General features: G+C 42.0%; 17 protein-coding genes. 3 read left to right on the top strand and 14 right to left on the bottom strand.

All coding sequences use genetic code 11. The features are described from left to right. Positions 1-1344 (bottom strand): nucleotide 5'-monophosphate nucleosidase PpnN, encoded by a 1344-nt coding sequence (ppnN, locus tag CWC03_RS16740; RefSeq protein WP_138582854.1) that lies wholly within the window; start codon positions 1342-1344, stop codon positions 1-3. 101 nt (positions 1345-1445) lie between these two features. Further along, entirely contained in the window at positions 1446-2978 is a 1533-nt protein-coding gene (locus CWC03_RS16735; protein WP_138582853.1) for a GGDEF domain-containing protein, read from the bottom strand. A gap of 178 nt (positions 2979-3156) precedes the next feature. On the opposite strand from CWC03_RS16735, the gene CWC03_RS16730 reads away from it, so the two are divergent. Then, positions 3157-4935 carry a M61 family metallopeptidase gene (locus CWC03_RS16730; protein ID WP_138582852.1) on the top strand — a complete coding sequence of 593 codons (1779 nt, stop codon included), beginning with the start codon at positions 3157-3159 and terminating at the stop codon, positions 4933-4935. A 93-nt stretch (positions 4936-5028) separates the two neighbouring features. Here CWC03_RS16730 and CWC03_RS16725 read toward each other — a convergent pair whose 3' ends face one another. From CWC03_RS16725 to hisG, 11 genes are all read right to left on the bottom strand, one after another. After that, positions 5029-5577 (bottom strand): YkvA family protein, encoded by a 549-nt coding sequence (locus tag CWC03_RS16725; RefSeq protein ID WP_045990127.1) that lies wholly within the window; start codon positions 5575-5577, stop codon positions 5029-5031. Between the two features lie 195 nt (positions 5578-5772). Next, on the bottom strand, positions 5773-6534 hold the full coding sequence (locus CWC03_RS16720) for a glycosyltransferase family 25 protein (protein WP_138582851.1): 762 nt from the start codon (positions 6532-6534) through the stop codon (positions 5773-5775). A 314-nt stretch (positions 6535-6848) separates the two neighbouring features. Next, positions 6849-7349 (bottom strand): hypothetical protein, encoded by a 501-nt coding sequence (locus tag CWC03_RS16715; protein WP_138582850.1) that lies wholly within the window; start codon positions 7347-7349, stop codon positions 6849-6851. Between the two features lie 219 nt (positions 7350-7568). Beyond that, the gene (hisIE, locus tag CWC03_RS16710; protein WP_138582849.1) at positions 7569-8180 is read right to left on the bottom strand and encodes a bifunctional phosphoribosyl-AMP cyclohydrolase/phosphoribosyl-ATP diphosphatase HisIE; all 612 of its coding nucleotides are present in this window, start codon (positions 8178-8180) and stop codon (positions 7569-7571) included. Then, on the bottom strand, positions 8177-8950 hold the full coding sequence (gene hisF, locus CWC03_RS16705; protein ID WP_138582848.1) for an imidazole glycerol phosphate synthase subunit HisF: 774 nt from the start codon (positions 8948-8950) through the stop codon (positions 8177-8179). Before hisF ends, hisIE begins: the two co-directional genes overlap by 4 nt. Then, positions 8932-9666: a 1-(5-phosphoribosyl)-5-[(5-phosphoribosylamino)methylideneamino] imidazole-4-carboxamide isomerase gene (locus CWC03_RS16700; RefSeq protein ID WP_138582847.1), complete on the bottom strand. Its 735-nt coding sequence runs from the start codon at positions 9664-9666 to the stop codon at positions 8932-8934. The genes hisF and CWC03_RS16700 overlap by 19 nt, the downstream gene beginning before the upstream one ends. 11 nt (positions 9667-9677) lie before the next feature. Continuing rightward, positions 9678-10268 carry an imidazole glycerol phosphate synthase subunit HisH gene (hisH, locus tag CWC03_RS16695; RefSeq protein ID WP_138582846.1) on the bottom strand — a complete coding sequence of 197 codons (591 nt, stop codon included), beginning with the start codon at positions 10266-10268 and terminating at the stop codon, positions 9678-9680. Then, positions 10265-11326 (bottom strand): bifunctional histidinol-phosphatase/imidazoleglycerol-phosphate dehydratase HisB, encoded by a 1062-nt coding sequence (gene hisB, locus CWC03_RS16690; protein ID WP_138582845.1) that lies wholly within the window; start codon positions 11324-11326, stop codon positions 10265-10267. Before hisB ends, hisH begins: the two co-directional genes overlap by 4 nt. Beyond that, positions 11323-12390 carry a histidinol-phosphate transaminase gene (gene hisC / locus CWC03_RS16685; RefSeq protein WP_138582844.1) on the bottom strand — a complete coding sequence of 356 codons (1068 nt, stop codon included), beginning with the start codon at positions 12388-12390 and terminating at the stop codon, positions 11323-11325. Before hisC ends, hisB begins: the two co-directional genes overlap by 4 nt. After that, positions 12383-13678, bottom strand: coding sequence for a histidinol dehydrogenase (gene hisD, locus CWC03_RS16680; protein ID WP_138582843.1), 1296 nt, complete (start codon positions 13676-13678; stop codon positions 12383-12385). Before hisD ends, hisC begins: the two co-directional genes overlap by 8 nt. A gap of 4 nt (positions 13679-13682) precedes the next feature. After that, positions 13683-14582 (bottom strand): ATP phosphoribosyltransferase, encoded by a 900-nt coding sequence (gene hisG, locus CWC03_RS16675; RefSeq protein ID WP_138582842.1) that lies wholly within the window; start codon positions 14580-14582, stop codon positions 13683-13685. 336 nt (positions 14583-14918) lie between these two features. On the opposite strand from hisG, the gene CWC03_RS16670 reads away from it, so the two are divergent. Continuing rightward, entirely contained in the window at positions 14919-15158 is a 240-nt protein-coding gene (locus CWC03_RS16670) for a hypothetical protein (protein ID WP_138582841.1), read from the top strand. A gap of 91 nt (positions 15159-15249) precedes the next feature. On the opposite strand, the gene CWC03_RS16665 is transcribed toward CWC03_RS16670, so the two are convergent. Beyond that, the gene (locus CWC03_RS16665) at positions 15250-16254 is read right to left on the bottom strand and encodes a hypothetical protein (RefSeq protein ID WP_138582840.1); all 1005 of its coding nucleotides are present in this window, start codon (positions 16252-16254) and stop codon (positions 15250-15252) included. Between the two features lie 278 nt (positions 16255-16532). Between CWC03_RS16665 and CWC03_RS16660 the strand changes: the two genes are divergently transcribed. Then, the gene (locus tag CWC03_RS16660; protein ID WP_138582839.1) at positions 16533-16877 is read left to right on the top strand and encodes a hypothetical protein; all 345 of its coding nucleotides are present in this window, start codon (positions 16533-16535) and stop codon (positions 16875-16877) included. Positions 16878-17070: the final 193 nt, after the last annotated feature.

The raw sequence follows: 17070 nt of genomic DNA, 5'->3' as shown, positions 1-17070 counted from the left end.
CTAAGCTTTAATTTTATAACACGGTATATATTTGCTACCAGGTAGCTTCATTCTCCCCTGAGTCACAAATGCACCCAACAGTTTATCCATGTCGGCCATCAGCGATTTATCACCACTCAACTCATACGGACCATGCTGTTTAATTGCAGTAATACCTTCATCCTTGACGTTACCGGCAACAATACCAGAAAAAGCACGTCTCAAGTTAGCGGCAAGTAATTGTTTTGGCTGCTCTAGATGTAAGTCTAGGCTCGACATATTTTCATGGGTTGGTGCAAATGGATGCTGAAAATCATTTTCAATCTTTAATGTCCAATTAAAGTAATAAGCATCACCTTCTGACTTACGGTATTCGCGCACCGTTGTCATCGATTGTTTGAGCTTCTTAGCTACCAGCTCTGGATTGTCTACGATAATCTCAAACTTAGACAGAGCTTCTTTCCCGAGTGTTTTTTCAACAAAGGCACTGAGTTCTTCAAAATATGCAGCCGACTCTTTAGGGCCCGTTAAGATCACGGGTAAACATTGCTTTTCGTTTTCTGGGTGTAACAAAATACCCAGTAAATAAAGCAGCTCTTCTGCTGTTCCAGCACCGCCTGGGAAAATAATAATGCCATGCGCAATGCGTATAAACGCTTCTAGACGTTTTTCGATATCAGGCAAAATCACTAATTCATTAACAATAGGGTTAGGCGGCTCAGCGGCAATAATACTGGGTTCGGTAAGGCCTAGATAACGATTGTTCGAGATACGTTGTTTAGCATGACCAATTGTAGCTCCTTTCATGGGGCCTTTCATTGCGCCCGGTCCACAACCAGTACAAATATTTAGGCCGCGAAGACCAAGTTGATAACCCACTTCTTTGGTATATTTGTATTCAACTTCATTGATTGAATGACCGCCCCAGCAAACAATCATGTTAGGGTCTTTATTTACTTCAAGCGCATCAGCGTTACGCAGCATGTCAAAAACCATATGGGTAATCTCTACCGGCGATTTGTTTTCACCGTGGTATTTTTGACAAATAAAAAGTATGTCGCGGATCACAGAGAAGATGTGCTCATGAATACCAGTAATTATTTGACCGTCGACGAAAGCTGACTCGGGGGGATTGCTTAACGCAATTTTTATTCCTCGCTCGCGTGCGAGTAGCTGGATATCGAAATCTTCGTATTTATCGTATATTTCTGAGCTGGAATCAGTATGGCTACCTACGTTCAACACCGCCAATGCACAATTTCTAAAAAGCCTATACCTCTCACTTGTGGTTGACTGCTGAAGTAAATCGACTTCCAATCTTGATAATAAGTTAAGAACCCCAGTTGGGTTTAGCTCTATTTGCATAGGCTTACTCCTTGTTTGTTATGCGCAGCGAATTGGTATAACTAAGCAAAGTGGGGGAATATAATGTCTCGCCACGCCGCCTTTACCCAAATTGACGCTATTTACTTAAAACACAATCTATCTCGCCCGCTGTTCTTCGCTTCATAAAGCGCTGCATCAGCTCGGTCAAAGGCACTGAGCGCTGTATCCCCTTTGACAAACTGAGTAGCGCCGAGAGAAATCGTAATTTCGACTTCTTTTTCTTTAAATTTGAATGGTATAGATTTAATGACTTGCCTGACTTTTTCAAGCGGTTTTTGCGCATGAGACAATGGCATCCCCGGCATTAGCAAGACAAACTCCTCACCGCCGTAACGTGCGATGAAATCGCTTTTTCTGATTGATTTTTTAAGTGCTCTTGCGATCACTTGCAGTGTTTTGTCGCCCGCACTATGTCCATAGCGGTCGTTGATAGACTTAAAGTGATCGACGTCGATCACAACTAAAGTCACATCTGAGTCATTAATCTCAAATAAATGCATTTCATGGGTTAGACGCTCATCAAACGCCGCTCTATTTGGTAACTTAGTTAAGCTATCCAATAGGCTTTTGAACTTTTGTTCGCTGAGTCGCTTTTTATAATTTGAAACTTTAGATTCTAAGGTATTGATGCGATTATTAATTGCATCAAACGAGTCTAGCAGCGCCTCTCGTTCATTTTTTTCCAGCTTTTCACGCGCTATCAAATCAGCACTCAAAAGTTTTAACTCATTGTCGACCAAGGCTTTAAGCTCAGTTATTGAGCTAGCATTTTGGGTTTGCTGATTTAAGTTTTGAATTTTTAATTCTATTTTATTGTTTAACGATTGTAATTCTTTAGATGTTGATTTTGAACGCGCCGTCGTTTCAACAATAGAACGGTGTAGCTCTTCCAGTGTCTGATTTAAAGAAACTAAGAAACCTTGCGCTGATTGGCGCTCTTTGGCAATGGTTAGCGCTATAATTTTAATGACTTCTGTCGCTGCAGAATATAAATTATCTAAACTGTCGTTGTCTGCAACGCTTGCGCGGATTTCTTTAACCTTTTCTATCACTTCGTCCTCGAAAATTAATTCGTTGATCAAAGCTTGAAGCTCAGCAGCAAGTTCAGGGTGGTGGCTACTAGATGTTTCTTCAGTAATTTCTACTTTTGACTGTAAAACCGTATGATAGATAGAAACCAAAGATTCCAACACGGGAATATAAGCATTAGTGGAATTAATTTCTTCAAGTTCAACATCCAATAAATGACGCAACTTTCTGCGTGATTCATTTGGCAGGCCTTTGAGCTTTTGCAGCAACTTACCACTTTGTTGAATAGCCACTTGCAATGCTTTTTGATTATTGGAATTGGTCACTTCTTGGGACTTCAACGGCTCGGAGATCCCATTAATAAACGGCGCTAGCTGCTCAAAATCGACACCTTTATTAAGCGCAATACGAAATTTAGCTAACTGATTATCAAGCGAAACATCTTGCCCTTTACAAGCTAAGGATAACTTTGCAGCAAACTGAGTAAGGAGTTCTACTTGTTGTTTTCTTGCATCCTCAAGCGTTTTTCTAGCCTCTATGGCTTGCTTTAACTTCTGCTCGAGCATTACGGCATTGTCAGTCACAGATTTCCAATCATAAAATAATCTCTTAGTTACTAAGTCTACATCAAATTACGCCGTTATGCGCAGAAATTTACCACGGTAAAGTATCGGAGTTTGCTGTTTACTCATCGATATTACTTCGCGTGTAACTCGCTGATTTGATAAATTGATTTTATCTCGAATTACCGAAACAAAAATAATGAAGAAAAGTCTTATTGCTTTAGCATTTATAGCAACATTTAGTGTTAATGCTGACGTCGACTACCGTATTTCAATTACACAACCACAGCATCACCTTGCAGAAGTAGAAGTCAAATTTCCAAAATCCTCACAATCAAGCATTGATGTACAACTTCCGGATTGGCGTACAGGTCGCTACGAGATATTAAATTTAGCCAACGGCGTACGCTTTTTTGATGCCAAATCTCAAAGCGGACAAGCACAACAATGGGAAAAAATTGATAAAAACACATGGCGCGTACACTTGAGCGAACCTACCGAGCTGACGGTTAAATATCAGATTTATGCCAATGAGTTAGGTCTTCGAGCCAGACACATAGATGACACCCATGCGTTTATCGATGCGTCTGGCTTTTTGATGTTTAGTGAATCTTTTAGATCTGAGCCGGTTTCTGTTGAGCTCAATGTACCTAAAGGCTGGCGCTCTGTCTCCGGTATGGACTTTGCCGATTCAAAACACAGCTTCAAAGCCGATAACTACGACATATTGTTAGATTCTCCTATTGAAACTGGTATTAATCAGCTGCATAAATTTGAGGTAGATGGCCGTAAATATGAATTAGTTATTTGGGGCGAGGGCAACTATGACGTTGACCAAATGCTCACAGACCTTAATAAACTCGTTCAAACCGGCACACTCATTTGGCACGATTACCCTTATGACCGTTATGTCTTTATGGTACATGCAACAAGCGGTGCGCGAGGGGCGACAGAGCACTTAAACTCAACAATTATTCAAAGACATAGAGACAGTTTTAAAGAAAGAGATGATTACATCGGTTTTATCTCTACAGCTGCACATGAATTCATTCACACGTGGAATGTCAAAAACTATCGCCCAGCAGGCATGGTTCCTTATGATTACGTCGCACCAAATTACACTGATTTATTGTGGCTAGCTGAAGGTTCAACCAGCTACTTTGAGGATTATTTGCTGCTAAGTGCTGGGATCACCACTAATGACGAATATCTTAACATGCTGACTAAGCGTGTTAATCGCCACTTAAAAACCCCTGGCCGTCATATTCAGTCAGTTGCAGCCACAAGCTTTGATAAATGGATCAATCAAGGTGGCGATCATGGGATAAATTACAGCACCAATATCTATTCAGAAGGGGCGTTGGTATCCATGGCGCTTGATATTGACTTACTTGAAAAATCAAACGGTAAAATTAGCTACCGTGACGTCCATAAAGCGCTTTACCAACAGCACAAACTACCAAATAGCTTTACCAGTGTAGATGTTAAAAACATCCTAAAAGCGCTTACCGGTCAAGACTACAATACTTGGTGGAATGAATATGTTGATACACCAGCGAATATTGATTTTGACAAGTTATTCGACAAAGTAGGGCTTATTTATGATTATCCAGATTCAGCCAAAGTGATTGCCGGCTTCGATGGTATAGCAAGAAAAAAGGGGGAATTACTGGAGCTGACCCATGTAGCTCGAGATGGAAATGCATGGCAAGCGGGGCTAACAGCAGGCGACCTTATCGTTGCATTTGATAAGCACCATGTTCGTAAAGATTTAAAAGCGAGCTTAGAAAACTTCAAGCCAGGTCAAACTATCAGAGTAGACTTTATCCGTCGTGATAAGTTGATGAATACCAAAATCAAGCTTGACCGCGACCATGATAAGTCTAAAAAGATAACATTCACGCCTAACCCATCGAGCGAACAAGCGCTACTTTATAGAGCTTGGATGGGGGTTGCTCACCCAAATGAAATAGAATAATGCGCAATCAAAAAAAGGGCTGATAACTAGCAGCCCTTTTTGATTCACAGTCCTAAGCTGAATCGCAATCAGCGTAACTTAGGGCAACTTAACTTACATAATGCGAGAGAAGAAGCGTGAACGATTTTTAGAGCGACTTCTACGCATGGAAGAGCGGATCTGAGAGCGTGTACCCGCAAGCCAGCTTTCACGATCGACCTTAGCGTTATCACCACGTCTTGCTTCTTCAGTAGCTCTGAAGCCACAGAATTCACGGTATGCTTTTAAATCTAGCGACAATTCTTGCAACACAAGTTCAATCATAATCGCATCATCGACATAGCCCAATACTGGGATATGATCTGGAACGATGTCTTCTGGCTCACTGAAGTAAGCAAGAGAAGCCATGATCTCACGCTTTTCATCTTCAGGCATTTGCCATTCTTCATCTAACACTGCGTCAATTAGTGTTTGTAACGAAATTAGACGAGTGCTTACAAATTCAGGAAGGTTGGATTTTTCCATCGTTGCCACTAAATCACGCGCTTTAGCAATGATTTCGGCATCACTTACATCGCCACTTTTTTCGATAGCAGCTTTCATCATTCCACGGAAGTGTTCAAGATCTGAATCAGAGAGTTCAAAGTTGATTTCTATAGACACGTCTGTGCTCCCTCAACGTTGTTATTATTAATGGTTTAAGCAAAAAGTTAAACTTATTGCAATAATCTTAGATACTAGCACATCTTTTTCAGAAGTCTTCCCATAAATTACACTTTTAACACGAATTTTTCTCTATTATGTACAAGTATAAAACCCATTGTTCAAAAGGCGTACAACGGCTTTCGTATCATAATACTAGAAGTGTTGTTGATAGCGTTTGAGAACCAACCTGCGATAGAACTTGTTTTTTGTAAACTTATTTATCTGTAGCAATTGCTTGCGCCAAAAATACCGCTTTGCTCCTATCACACTTGGTGCTCTATCTATAGTACTCGCAAACTTTTCACCATGACGAACAGGACAAGGGCTCATTACGAATACACTCAGATCTTTTTCCCAAAAATGTTGATAATCAATATCAATCGGTCTACCGAAAGGAATTGATTTGGATAATATTTTCTTCGCCCCCTGAAGACTTACGAGCTGGGCAACGGTTCCCGCGGGTACTTTATTTTGCATAAATAGCGATAACGATTTATTTAGCGGGAAGCTTGCAATAGGTGTGCGTTTGTTCTTCTGAGACTGAAATAGCTTGATCATATCCCAATCAAATGGCAATGAAGCAATCAGTTGATCTATCTGTGCTAAGTCGTCGTGTAGTTGGAAGTCATCCTCAAAAATAAAAGCGTGAGGCAGTTCTAACTCTACAATTTTGCTCATTACTTTTATATGACTTAAATAACAGCCTATCTCTCCGAGCGTTAGAGGGCGAAAATACTGCTTAGCATTTTTTATCTTACAATAGCTCGCGCCTAACACATCTGCGTCTAAGTCTACTCCTTTTACTGCGCTTATTCTTTCAAAGGGTAGTGAGAACTGATTAAATTGAGAAGTAGACTCTTCTAGTCTATCTGTACAAGAGTCTAAATTAATGAGAAAAATATTCGGTTTGGCCACGATAAGTATTAAATCCGCTAACTAATTACATTTTGAGTGTGCGGTTTTTGTGTGACGATGAAATGAAGAAATTAAGACATAGAGTCGAAAATAACCTGACTTTACATGGAAATTCTACCTGTATTCGCAACAGCAATACATCTTTTGCATTAAACTTCAGATGACCATTTCTGTATAAATCAACTATTCGAAATGAACAACACAATGTAAAAACTATTCAAGCGAAAGCTGACTAGTTAAAGGATGTTGAAAGCGGGCAGAATGCCAATCAATCGAGAAGCGGAGAAGCAGGGGTCTTCTCCACTTTTTGAAATTTATTTTTCAGTCACATTAAACGTAACTATCCATGGCATGACTTTGTCGAGGCTTTTTCCTAGTTCAATTTCAATTTTGCTAGTCGAGTTCGGTGACATAATTTGCGTACGCATTAACTGGCCACTCTTTTGGCTATCACCAATCCAAGAGGGATCTAAACATTGCTTTGCGAGGCTCTGCGCATAGTTATGGATTTTCACCGCGTTTTCATACTCTTTGAACTGCTCAGAACAGGTATATTTAGATTTTCCAGAAGCGCTTTCTATGATTTGGCATTTATTACCAACTAGGTGTGCCTTGGCCTGCCAGGAGTTGATTAGCTTTGCGCCGACTTCAGCGCCTTTGAGCGCAGAAAACCCATTGGATGATGCACTTAGAAGTGCATCAAGTTTCTCGCAATTAGACATATCATCGAGCTTTTCTTGTTGCTCAGGGGTCAGAGTTGAGCACCCGACTGCTGTCACCCCTGCCAACATTAGCGCGAGTAATTTTGTTTTCATAAACCGTTCCATACTGTTCGCAATAACACCATTAAAGTTAGACTAATATTTTGCCACTGCATAGTTGTAAGACTATGAGAAGTTTATCTTATTTTATATGAACAGGAGTTGATCCAATCACAGATTTATCCCGAATGCAGTAAGTTGGCTTGTTACGGCACAATGTCGGAACAAGCCAAGGAAGAGCTAGATGAAATGATTATTTACCCAAAGCGCAAATTAATTATGTCTATCTTGGAGCGTATCTACCACGTCACTAAGTGTAAGGCCCTGCCTCTGCAGTAACACAATAAGATGATATAGTAAGTCCGCGGACTCATTGAGCAATTCTTCGTTGTCGTTTTTCATCGCCGCCAGCGCCACTTCAACACCTTCTTCTCCGACTTTTTGACAACTACGACTTAAGTCTTTTGCAAATAAAGAAGCGGTATAACTACTTTCAGGGGATGCATTTTTCCTCTGGGCAATCACTCGCTCAAGCTTACCTAAAAATGCAAGCTCTGGCATGGTGTCCGCAAAGCAACTTTCGCTGCCAAGGTGGCAAGTTGGACCTTGCGGCTTTGCGTAAATCAGCAGGCTGTCTTTATCACAATCGGTATGCACTTCCACCAAAGTTAACACATTATTTGAAGTTTCACCTTTGGTCCAAAGACGCGATTTAGAACGCGAATAAAAAGTCACAAGTTGCTTTTCTAGTGTCACTTCAAGGGCTTCTTTGTTCATAAAGCCTTGCATCAACACTACCCCGGTTAATACGTCTTGTACGATAGCTGGAATGAGTGCTGATTTATTAAAATCTACTTCTGCTATGTTTTGTTTATTAATTATCATTGTCGTGCTGCCACATCATTATTTATTAAGAACTGCTTGAGCTTTGGAATTTCAATCACACCTTTATGGAACACACTTGCAGCCAAAGCACCGTCTACATTAGTTTGTTTGAATACATCAACAAAGTCTTGCATACTGCCTGCGCCGCCAGAGGCGATAAGTGGCACTTTACACAGCGCTCTAATCGCGCTGAGCTGCGCTATATCATAACCATTACGCACGCCATCTTGATTCATACAATTAAGTACAATCTCTCCAGCACCAAGGTCTTGAACTCGTTTGACCCATTCTTGCGTTTTATATCGAGTACGACTTGCCGCATTCGGATCGCCAGTTAACTGGTATACTAAATATTCTTGAGTTTGCTTATCATAAAAGCTGTCTACACCCACAACCACACATTGCTTACCAAATTCGTCATGTAACTCTTTGATGAGTTCAGGCCTTGCAATGGCGGGGCTATTAATGGAGATCTTATCCGCGCCTTGCTCAAGCACTCGAGCCGCATCAGCCACCGATTTAATCCCACCAGCTACACAAAATGGTATATTAATATGTCTGGCAATTTCAGCTACCCAATTCACATCAAGCAAACGCTTTTCAACGCTGGCACTGATCTCATAAAACACCAGTTCATCAGCACCTGCCTCGCTATAACGCTGGGCGAGATCAAGAATATCACCGACAACTTCATGGCCTTGGAATTTAACGCCTTTGACCACCTGACCGTCTTTTACGTCTAAACAAGGAATTATGCGTTTTGATAGCATATTAGAGCCTCCTCAACGCTAAAAACACCTTCAAGTAGCGATTTGCCAAGTATTACTCCACCTACTTGTTGCTTTGCAAGCCGTGCAATATCGTCAAGAGAGCTCACGCCTCCAGATGCTTGTACTTTAATTGCACTGTTATGCTTAGTGATGTCTTCGTATAATGCAAACGATGGACCTGTCATCGTGCCATCCTTACTGATATCTGTGCATAAAAAATCGCTTACACCTTGATCTACATAAAAATCTAACAGCTCGAATAGATCGCTTTTCGCATCATTTAGCCAGCCGTGAGTCGCGGGAGACCAGCCACTTTCGGTTTTGTTCACGTCAAGTGCTATCACAAATTTATCGGCGCCACATGCTTTAATCCATGCTGCAACTTCTTGCTGTTTATCTACCGCCATCGAGCCTATCACCACTTGGGCGGCTCCGGCATCTAGCCATTGCTTTACGTCGTCAATACTGCGAATACCACCGCCTACTTGAAAGGGTACAGATAAAGCCTTCGTCGCTGCTTGAATAGCGCGCCATTGCTTTTTGCTCGGGTCTCGAGCACCTTCTAAATCCACCAAATGGAGCTTTGCAGCACCTGCATTTTGGTATTCAAGTAAACGCTCCGCTAAATTAAATGGGTAAAACTGTGCGGTTTCGTACTTGCCTTGATACAAACGAACAATATTGTTCTCTAATACATCTAAAGCGGGAATAATCATTGTTCGTCCTTTTATAGCTGCCAATTAATAAAGTTTTGTAAAAGCTGCGCGCCAACCTTGCCGCTGCGCTCAGGGTGAAATTGCATGCCGGCATAATTGTCGTTTGCAACAATCGCAGAAAACGCTTGACCGTACTCACCCGAAACCAGTGTCGATTGATTGATGGTATGCGCAAAACTATGTACAAAGTACACTTGGTCTTGTTCACTGAGCCCTGTCGTGAGCGCATGGGGCTTCACCACACGAAGATTATTCCAGCCCATGTGCGGTGCAGTTAACTCGTTAGTCTCTAATAACTCAACCTTACCCGGAATGCGACCTAAGCACGGAATATCCCCTTCTTCAGTAGACTCACAAAGCAGTTGCATCCCTAAACAAATCCCCATCAAAGGCCGTTGATAGTCGGCTATTGCCTCTGCCCAGCCTTGCTCATTTAAGCGCTTCATTGCTACATTGGCATGACCTACGCCGGGTAAAATTGCTCGTTCGAAGCGGGCTAGCTTCTCCGGTGCTGTGATCACTTCAGGTGTGACACCAAGGCGCTCAAATGCAAAACGCACTGAGTTAATATTGGCACAACCAGTATTAATAATTGCAATCATAAACACCCCTTAGAACTTGCCATTTGCTGTGACGCATCTATTGCAATTGCCATACGAATAGCACGAGAAAATGCTTTGAATAAGCCCTCAACTTGGTGGTGGGCATTACCTTCGCTTACGCTCAAAATTAAACTCACTGCCGCATTATCCGCGAAGGATTTAAAGAAATGCTCAACCATTTGAACATCTAAGTCACCCACTTTATCTCGTGTAAAGTCAGCATTAAGTACAAAAGACGCGCGTCCAGATAAATCCAACTGACATTCTGCTTTACATTCGTCCATAGGCAACGCAAAGCCATAACGTGCGATTTGTGATTTTGTACCAAGCGCGGTCTTAAAGGCCTGACCAAGGGCAATTCCGATGTCTTCTACGAGGTGGTGCTCGTCTATATGTAAGTCACCTTTCGCCTGAATATTCAGGCCAAGGTTAGCGTGAGTTCTGATCTGATCTAGCATGTGGTCGAAAAAACCAAGCCCCGTTGAAATCTCTCCATTGGCTTGCTGGTCCAGATTTATCGCTACCGAAATCTGTGTTTCTTTGGTATTTCTGGTAATTTGTGCACTGCGATTTAAGGTGGTTAACTGCGTCACAATAGCAGGCCAGTTATCTTTGTAGAGAATACCTTCAATGCAAAGGTTTTCTGCAAGCTGAATATCGGTTTGCCTATCGCCAATAACAAATGATTTGCTAAGGTTCACTTTGCCTGAGCGCATCAATTCAGTGAGTAGTCCTGTTTTAGGCTTGCGACATTGGCAGTTGTCTTCGTCAAAGTGAGGACAGATCAGAACTTCTTCAAAACGGATCCCTTGGCTTGTTAGGATTTGCATCATTTTATCTTGAGGCGCATCAAAATCAGCTTGAGGGAAGCTATCTGTACCGAGACCATCTTGGTTAGATACCATCACTAGCTTGTAACCAAACGACTGCAGTTGTAATAGCGCTGGGATCACATTGGGTAATAGTGCCAACTTCTCTAGGCTATCCACTTGCTTATCGGTTATTGGCTCTTCGATAATAGTGCCATCGCGGTCGATGAATAAATAGGGCGCGCTCATGATACTTCCTCAGTAACTTGGCATCGTTTCAGCCAGTTTTCCACTTGTTTTAATTCCTGCTCGTTGCCGATAGAGATCCGCAACCAGTTGTCCTCGCCAAACAGCACAAATGGCCGCATGATTAACCCTTGGCGCATCGCTTGCTCCACAAACTGTTTGTCGGTTAGCTGTAAAGTAACAAAGTTGCCTTCGCCGCATAATATTGCGCTTACGAACTCGCTGTCTTGTAGCCATTGTATAAGCTTCTTTTTTGCTAGGTTCAAAATAGAGACTTGCCGGCGCATCTGCGTTATCGCATCTGACGTTAACGCTGTTGCTGCAATTTGTGCCACGACTGTAGAAACAGGGTAGGGCGCAATCACTTTTCTCACCGGAGCCAATAGCGCTTCACTCGCTAACATAAAGCCAACGCGAAGTCCTGCCAGTGCAAACGCTTTAGATAGCGTACGCAGCACAACAACGTTTGAGAATTCTTTGATAAGCTCAACACAGGTTTTTTCTTCACAGAACTCAATATAAGCTTCATCAACGACCACGATTGCACGGCCTTTAAGCTTATCGGCAAGTGCAGCGACTTTGCTGGCAGGTTGCATTGCACCGGTTGGGTTATTTGGATTACAAACGAAGACAAGTTTAGCGTCGCCAATTGCAGCGGTTAGTGTATCCACATCGTCATCGGCAAGCTGATCTTGGCTTAATTCATTAATAGCGATGTTGTGGGTGTCTGCCGTAACTTTGTACATACCATAAGTAGGGGTAAAGATTGCAATGCTATCTTTGGCCGGTTCACAATATGTGCGTACTAATAACTCAATGCCTTCATCGGCACCACGCGTCATTAGTACGTTTGTTTGCTCGACCTTAGCGTAGCCTGCATAGGCATCAATTACCGCTTGTGGTTGCGGATCTGGATAACGGTTTAAGTTATCAAAGCACATTTCAAGCACACGAGGGTATGGACTTTCATTGGCATTGAGCCACGTGGTGCCGGTCAACTTTGCACTCTTTGCAGAGCTGTAAGCCTTAAGCTTTTCAATGTTATTTGGTAACGCAATATTAGTCATTATTATTCTCCAACCTCACTTTAACGGCGTTCGCATGTGCATCTAGGCCCTCAGCTTGTGCCAAAGGTAAAATGGCAGAGCGCAAACCACGAAGGCCTTCTTTTGTGATGGTTTGTACTGTGTAAGCCTTATAGAAATCCATCAGATTTAAACTTGAGTAGGTTTTTGAATAACCATAAGTTGGCAATACATGGTTGGTGCCAGACGCATAATCACCCGCTGATTCTGGCGTATAGTCACCAACAAACACTGAGCCTGCGTTTTTTACTAGCGGCAGGAAACGCTCTGCATCTCTTATCTGTAAGATTAGGTGTTCTGGCCCATATTCTGCTGAGATCTCAAATGCTTGCTCTATGCTCTCAACTAAAATCAGCGTGCTGTTTTTAAGCGCAGCTCTGGCAATATCAGCGCGACTAAGCTTGCTTAGTTGACGCTCAATTGCAGCTTCAGTTTCTTCGATAAGTTGACTGTCAGACGCTAACAATATTACTTGCGAGTCTTCCCCATGCTCCGCTTGAGAAAGTAGATCGGCGGCAATAAATTCTGGGTTAGCGCCCTTATCTGCAATCACTAACACCTCTGAAGGGCCAGCCGGCATATCAATCGCAAGTCCAGGCACTGACTGAGAAAGCAGCTGTTTTGCCATTGTGACAAAGCTATTGCCTGGACCAAAAATTTTGTTCACTTGTGGTACGCTGTTAGTTCCTAGCGCCATGGCAGCAATTGCACCTGCACCACCACATTCAATCACATCGGTAACACCACACAATTTAGCCGCATACAAAATCGCAGGATGTATTTGGCTATCGCCTTTAACCGGCGTTGCCAACACGATTGTTTTTGCACCACTTAGCTGCGCACACACGCCTTGCATCAATACAGAAGAAGGCAGTGGCGCGCTACCACCTGGCACATATAAACCCACGGCTTCTATCGCTTGATATCTGAGCTCGCAGATCACACCTGGCTGAGTCTCAATTTTCTTACTTTGCGGTAACTGCAACTGGTGAAACTTTTTAATGTTGCTATACGCTTGGTCAATAGCACTTTTAAGTTCAGGTGTTAACGCAAATTCGCTTTCAATAAGCTCTGATCCCGTTACCCGTATTCTTGGATTAATACGTGTGTCAAACTGCTCGGCATAACCAAGTAATGCGTTGTCGCCGTTGCGAGCGACGTTATCAATTATCTTTTCAACTGCTGCTTTTACCTTATCGCCCACTTTGACCGCAGGACGGCTCAAGCATTCGCTGCGTTGCTCGATGGTGGCTTGCTGCCAATCAAACATGCTGTTACTCCATCATCTTTTCAATTGGCATCACGAGAATCGAGTTAGCACCAAGCGCTTTTAACTCTTCCATCGTTTCCCAAAATAGGGTTTCAGAGCTGACCATGTGAAGTGCAACATATTCATCGCTGCCAGCAAGTGCAAGTAAAGTTGGTTGGCCTGTGCCTGGAAGTAACGCACATACTTCATCTAGTTTATTCTTTGGTGCATGCATCATGATGTACTTGCTTTCTTTTGCTTGTTTCACCCCTTTAAGGCGTGGCATTAGCTTATCGATAAGCGCAAGCTTACTTTGGTCAGTCAATGCTGCATTTTGAATGAGGCAAGCGTTAGATTCTAGGATGGTATCACCTTGCATAAGGCCATTAGCCTCAAGCGTTGCACCGGTTGATACTAAGTCACAAATGGCGTCAGCAAGGCCTGCTCTTGGCGCAACTTCTACTGAACCTGTCAACATGACCACGCTGGCGTCGATATTCTCACGCTTTAGATATTGCTTTAAAATCTCAGGGTAGGTGGTTGCGATACGTTTGCCGTTAAACCATGCTTTTTGCTGTTGACCTAGTTCTTGTGGCCACGCTAGCGCTAGGCGGCAAAAGCCAAAGTCCAGTTTTGAAAGCTTAGTAACCTCAGCAAACTGCTCGTTGCGAACACGCTCAGCTTGAGCTTCTTCTAAAACGTTTTCGCCTACAATGCCTAAATCACAAACACCATCCATCACTAGGCCCGGAATGTCGTCATCTCGCACTCTAAGCACATCAATAGGCATGTTGGTGGAGTGAGCGATTAAACGCTGTTCACGTAGGTTTAGTTTTACACCAAGTTGTTTGAGTAGGGCTTGGCAGTCCTTTGAAAGACGGCCTGATTTTTGGATTGCGATTCTTAAACGGTTGCTATTGCTCATTATTTATTTCCTAATTCTTTAAACGAAAAACCCCGAGGCGGAACCTCGGGGCGAAATAAATATTAACTCTAGTTTACATCTCGCCGGAGGTTCCTTTCAGGAATAACCCACCAGCGAAATAACTGACAGGCTATCCCGTATGATGATGGTGATGATGTTTTGCTGTCAGTGTCATTAGCATGATGTTACCTTTGTAATTAATATGCTATTCAAAAAGTTCATATATAGATAAACATAATCTTACCGAGTTTAGCAAACATTTTTTCAAACAAATTAAAGAATAGCTTATAACAGTCGATAATAAGTAATATCAACAGTAAGTTAGTGGAGGAATCTATGGATGCTTTTAAGCCGTTTCTAGGCCCTATAGTGCGATTAGACATCACACATAAACCCACTTTTCATGTTGCTGGTGTGCAGCACTATAAGATTGAAAAAGTTAAGAAAGATTTAAAAACTGATGTCGATCTTAAACGCCAAGCTGCTGAGCATGAAAAAATAGAGGAAAAGGAAGATGAAGAAGAGGAGAAATCTCATGAAGAGCATAAAGGTGAGAATCTAGATACATGGGCATAGGTTCATTTTGCATAAAATAACCTAATGAACACCTCTCGATACTTGAGGTTGTCTATTCCCAACATATCCCTCCGGCTTTTTCGAACTTAGCTCATTTATCTTTTAGTCCAGCGAGAGCTCGGTGTATATCTCGCTCAGTTGAGCGCGCTTTGGTTAAGTCCAATGCCTGAAGATAGGCACTTCTAGCCTTTTCGTTTTGTGTCAGTACACGGTATAACTCTGCCTGAAGCATTAGATACTCTATATGCTGCTCATCCTGAACTTGCTCTTTTCCCAATAAGCGCTCCATAGCAACAACAGCCCTATGCTTATCACCGTGTTGCTGAAGCGCTAAATAAGCCGATGAAACACAAGTATCTCTCCACGTTGGTAGTTGGCTTAATGCAATATGCTCAATCAGGCACCCGCTAGCGAATAAACGCTGCGCTGCGTCTTTCGCTGAAAAAGTCCATAATAAGTTAGCAGCCCGATGGATCAAAACGATATCTTGCGCATAATGTTGCCCCACAAAAGCTGCCGTTTTTAGGGCTAACGCTTCATTTTGGGTATTTTGCAGGTAGTCCATAAAAGCTAAGTTATAGTAGCGGTCATCCATTGCTTCTAGTCTATCGACTATCGCTTTTGATGCTTTTTTTTCAGAATCCCAAAAGCCACTTTCTATAGCTAATGCTTTCGCTGCAGATACTAGGTACTCAGGGTTATTTGGCGCCAGCTCTGCAGCTCTTATAAAGTGCTTGTTAGACTTTTCAACTAAGCTAAGTTTATTAAAAAGATTGGACTGCTTTTTGATTTGATACCATAAATGACCAGCAGTAAAATGCATCTTTGCGTTGTCTATATGACGCTTAATTAGGGTGTTTAACAGCGTTTCTTTATCATCATCATTTTGCGCAACCGCAACTGACACCGCCATTATTTCAGCATCAAGATCTTTATCTTTTAGCGTGTTAAGCATTTTAGTGACTTGCTGATACTGGCGATGATAAAAAGCGGACTCAAGCGTTGTCATTTGAGCGCTAAGTTGCTGTGCTTGTGCTAAAACACTATACAAAATAATAACCGTGCAAGAGGTATATATAAGCGATTTAATAAACATATTGTGTCCTTGTTAGTGTATCAATTATCACTATTGCATGTTTTCTAATGTAAGCTTAACTAGCAGTTTTGATACCAGCTTTTACTTTTTGTCTTTTTATCCATACAATCAATACGATGTAGGCTTTTATCGCTTTACTCATATTGTATTTTGCGTGCCATTATCGATACACTCGGCATGCTCTGTTTCGATACCGATACATTTGATAGTTCTGTTTGTATTCGATAAATCAAACAAAGTTGCATAAATTAACGAGCATTTGTTTAAGGAGAAATAACATGTCGTATAAATCAGTAAAAAATCTCATAGGTTGGTTTGTAGTCGGCCTGTCTGTGCTAGCATTAGCCCCAAGTGTTGTGCCTGGTAGCATGGCTGTTTTAGCATTTTACTTAAGCCTTGTACTACTCTTAGTTTCCTTGTTTACCATTTCTTCAGCCAATCACCGCCACTTTAAATTGACAGCAATCATTGTCGGTGTCGGTATGCTGGTTTTGAACGATTACTTGCGTGTTGTCATGCCTTCCCCAGAGCCTACTTGGACTAACCGCATCGCTTTATATCTCGTATATCTCACTATTTGTGGGGTGGGTATGATCAAGATTAACCGACAACTTAACAGGTAATACCAGTTGTATTAAGTAAATGATCTATTTCGAAGCGGGGAAATAGCTTTAGTAGCTAGGCAAAAATTTTGCTATTTAGTTGTTCTAAATGAAAAGTTTTTAACGAAGCTAATATGCTATTTCACCCTTCAAATTGATTAGAGAATTAATTCAATTGGTATAATAAAGACAGAGACACAAGCTTCTATTTATG

The sequence above is a fragment of the Pseudoalteromonas sp. S2755 genome, assembly GCF_005886535.1.
In the GTDB taxonomy this organism is placed as follows: domain Bacteria; phylum Pseudomonadota; class Gammaproteobacteria; order Enterobacterales; family Alteromonadaceae; genus Pseudoalteromonas.
Note: the sequence above shows the minus strand (reverse complement) of the source record. Positions and strands in the feature narration are given on the sequence as shown.

Coding starts and splice junctions, on each gene's coding strand:
- CWC03_RS16670 (WP_138582841.1), top strand. CDS start 14,919: ATGGATGCTTTTAAGCCGTTTCTAGGCCCTATAGTGCGATTAGACATC.
- hisIE (WP_138582849.1), bottom strand. CDS start 8,180: ATGATAATTAATAAACAAAACATAGCAGAAGTAGATTTTAATAAATCA.
- ppnN (WP_138582854.1), bottom strand. CDS start 1,344: ATGCAAATAGAGCTAAACCCAACTGGGGTTCTTAACTTATTATCAAGA.
- hisH (WP_138582846.1), bottom strand. CDS start 10,268: ATGATTGCAATTATTAATACTGGTTGTGCCAATATTAACTCAGTGCGT.
- CWC03_RS16715 (WP_138582850.1), bottom strand. CDS start 7,349: ATGAAAACAAAATTACTCGCGCTAATGTTGGCAGGGGTGACAGCAGTC.
- hisF (WP_138582848.1), bottom strand. CDS start 8,950: ATGCTATCAAAACGCATAATTCCTTGTTTAGACGTAAAAGACGGTCAG.
- CWC03_RS16665 (WP_138582840.1), bottom strand. CDS start 16,254: ATGTTTATTAAATCGCTTATATATACCTCTTGCACGGTTATTATTTTG.
- hisG (WP_138582842.1), bottom strand. CDS start 14,582: ATGAGCAATAGCAACCGTTTAAGAATCGCAATCCAAAAATCAGGCCGT.
- hisD (WP_138582843.1), bottom strand. CDS start 13,678: ATGTTTGATTGGCAGCAAGCCACCATCGAGCAACGCAGCGAATGCTTG.
- CWC03_RS16730 (WP_138582852.1), top strand. CDS start 3,157: ATGAAGAAAAGTCTTATTGCTTTAGCATTTATAGCAACATTTAGTGTT.
- hisB (WP_138582845.1), bottom strand. CDS start 11,326: ATGAGCGCGCCCTATTTATTCATCGACCGCGATGGCACTATTATCGAA.
- CWC03_RS16660 (WP_138582839.1), top strand. CDS start 16,533: ATGTCGTATAAATCAGTAAAAAATCTCATAGGTTGGTTTGTAGTCGGC.
- hisC (WP_138582844.1), bottom strand. CDS start 12,390: ATGACTAATATTGCGTTACCAAATAACATTGAAAAGCTTAAGGCTTAC.
- CWC03_RS16700 (WP_138582847.1), bottom strand. CDS start 9,666: ATGATTATTCCCGCTTTAGATGTATTAGAGAACAATATTGTTCGTTTG.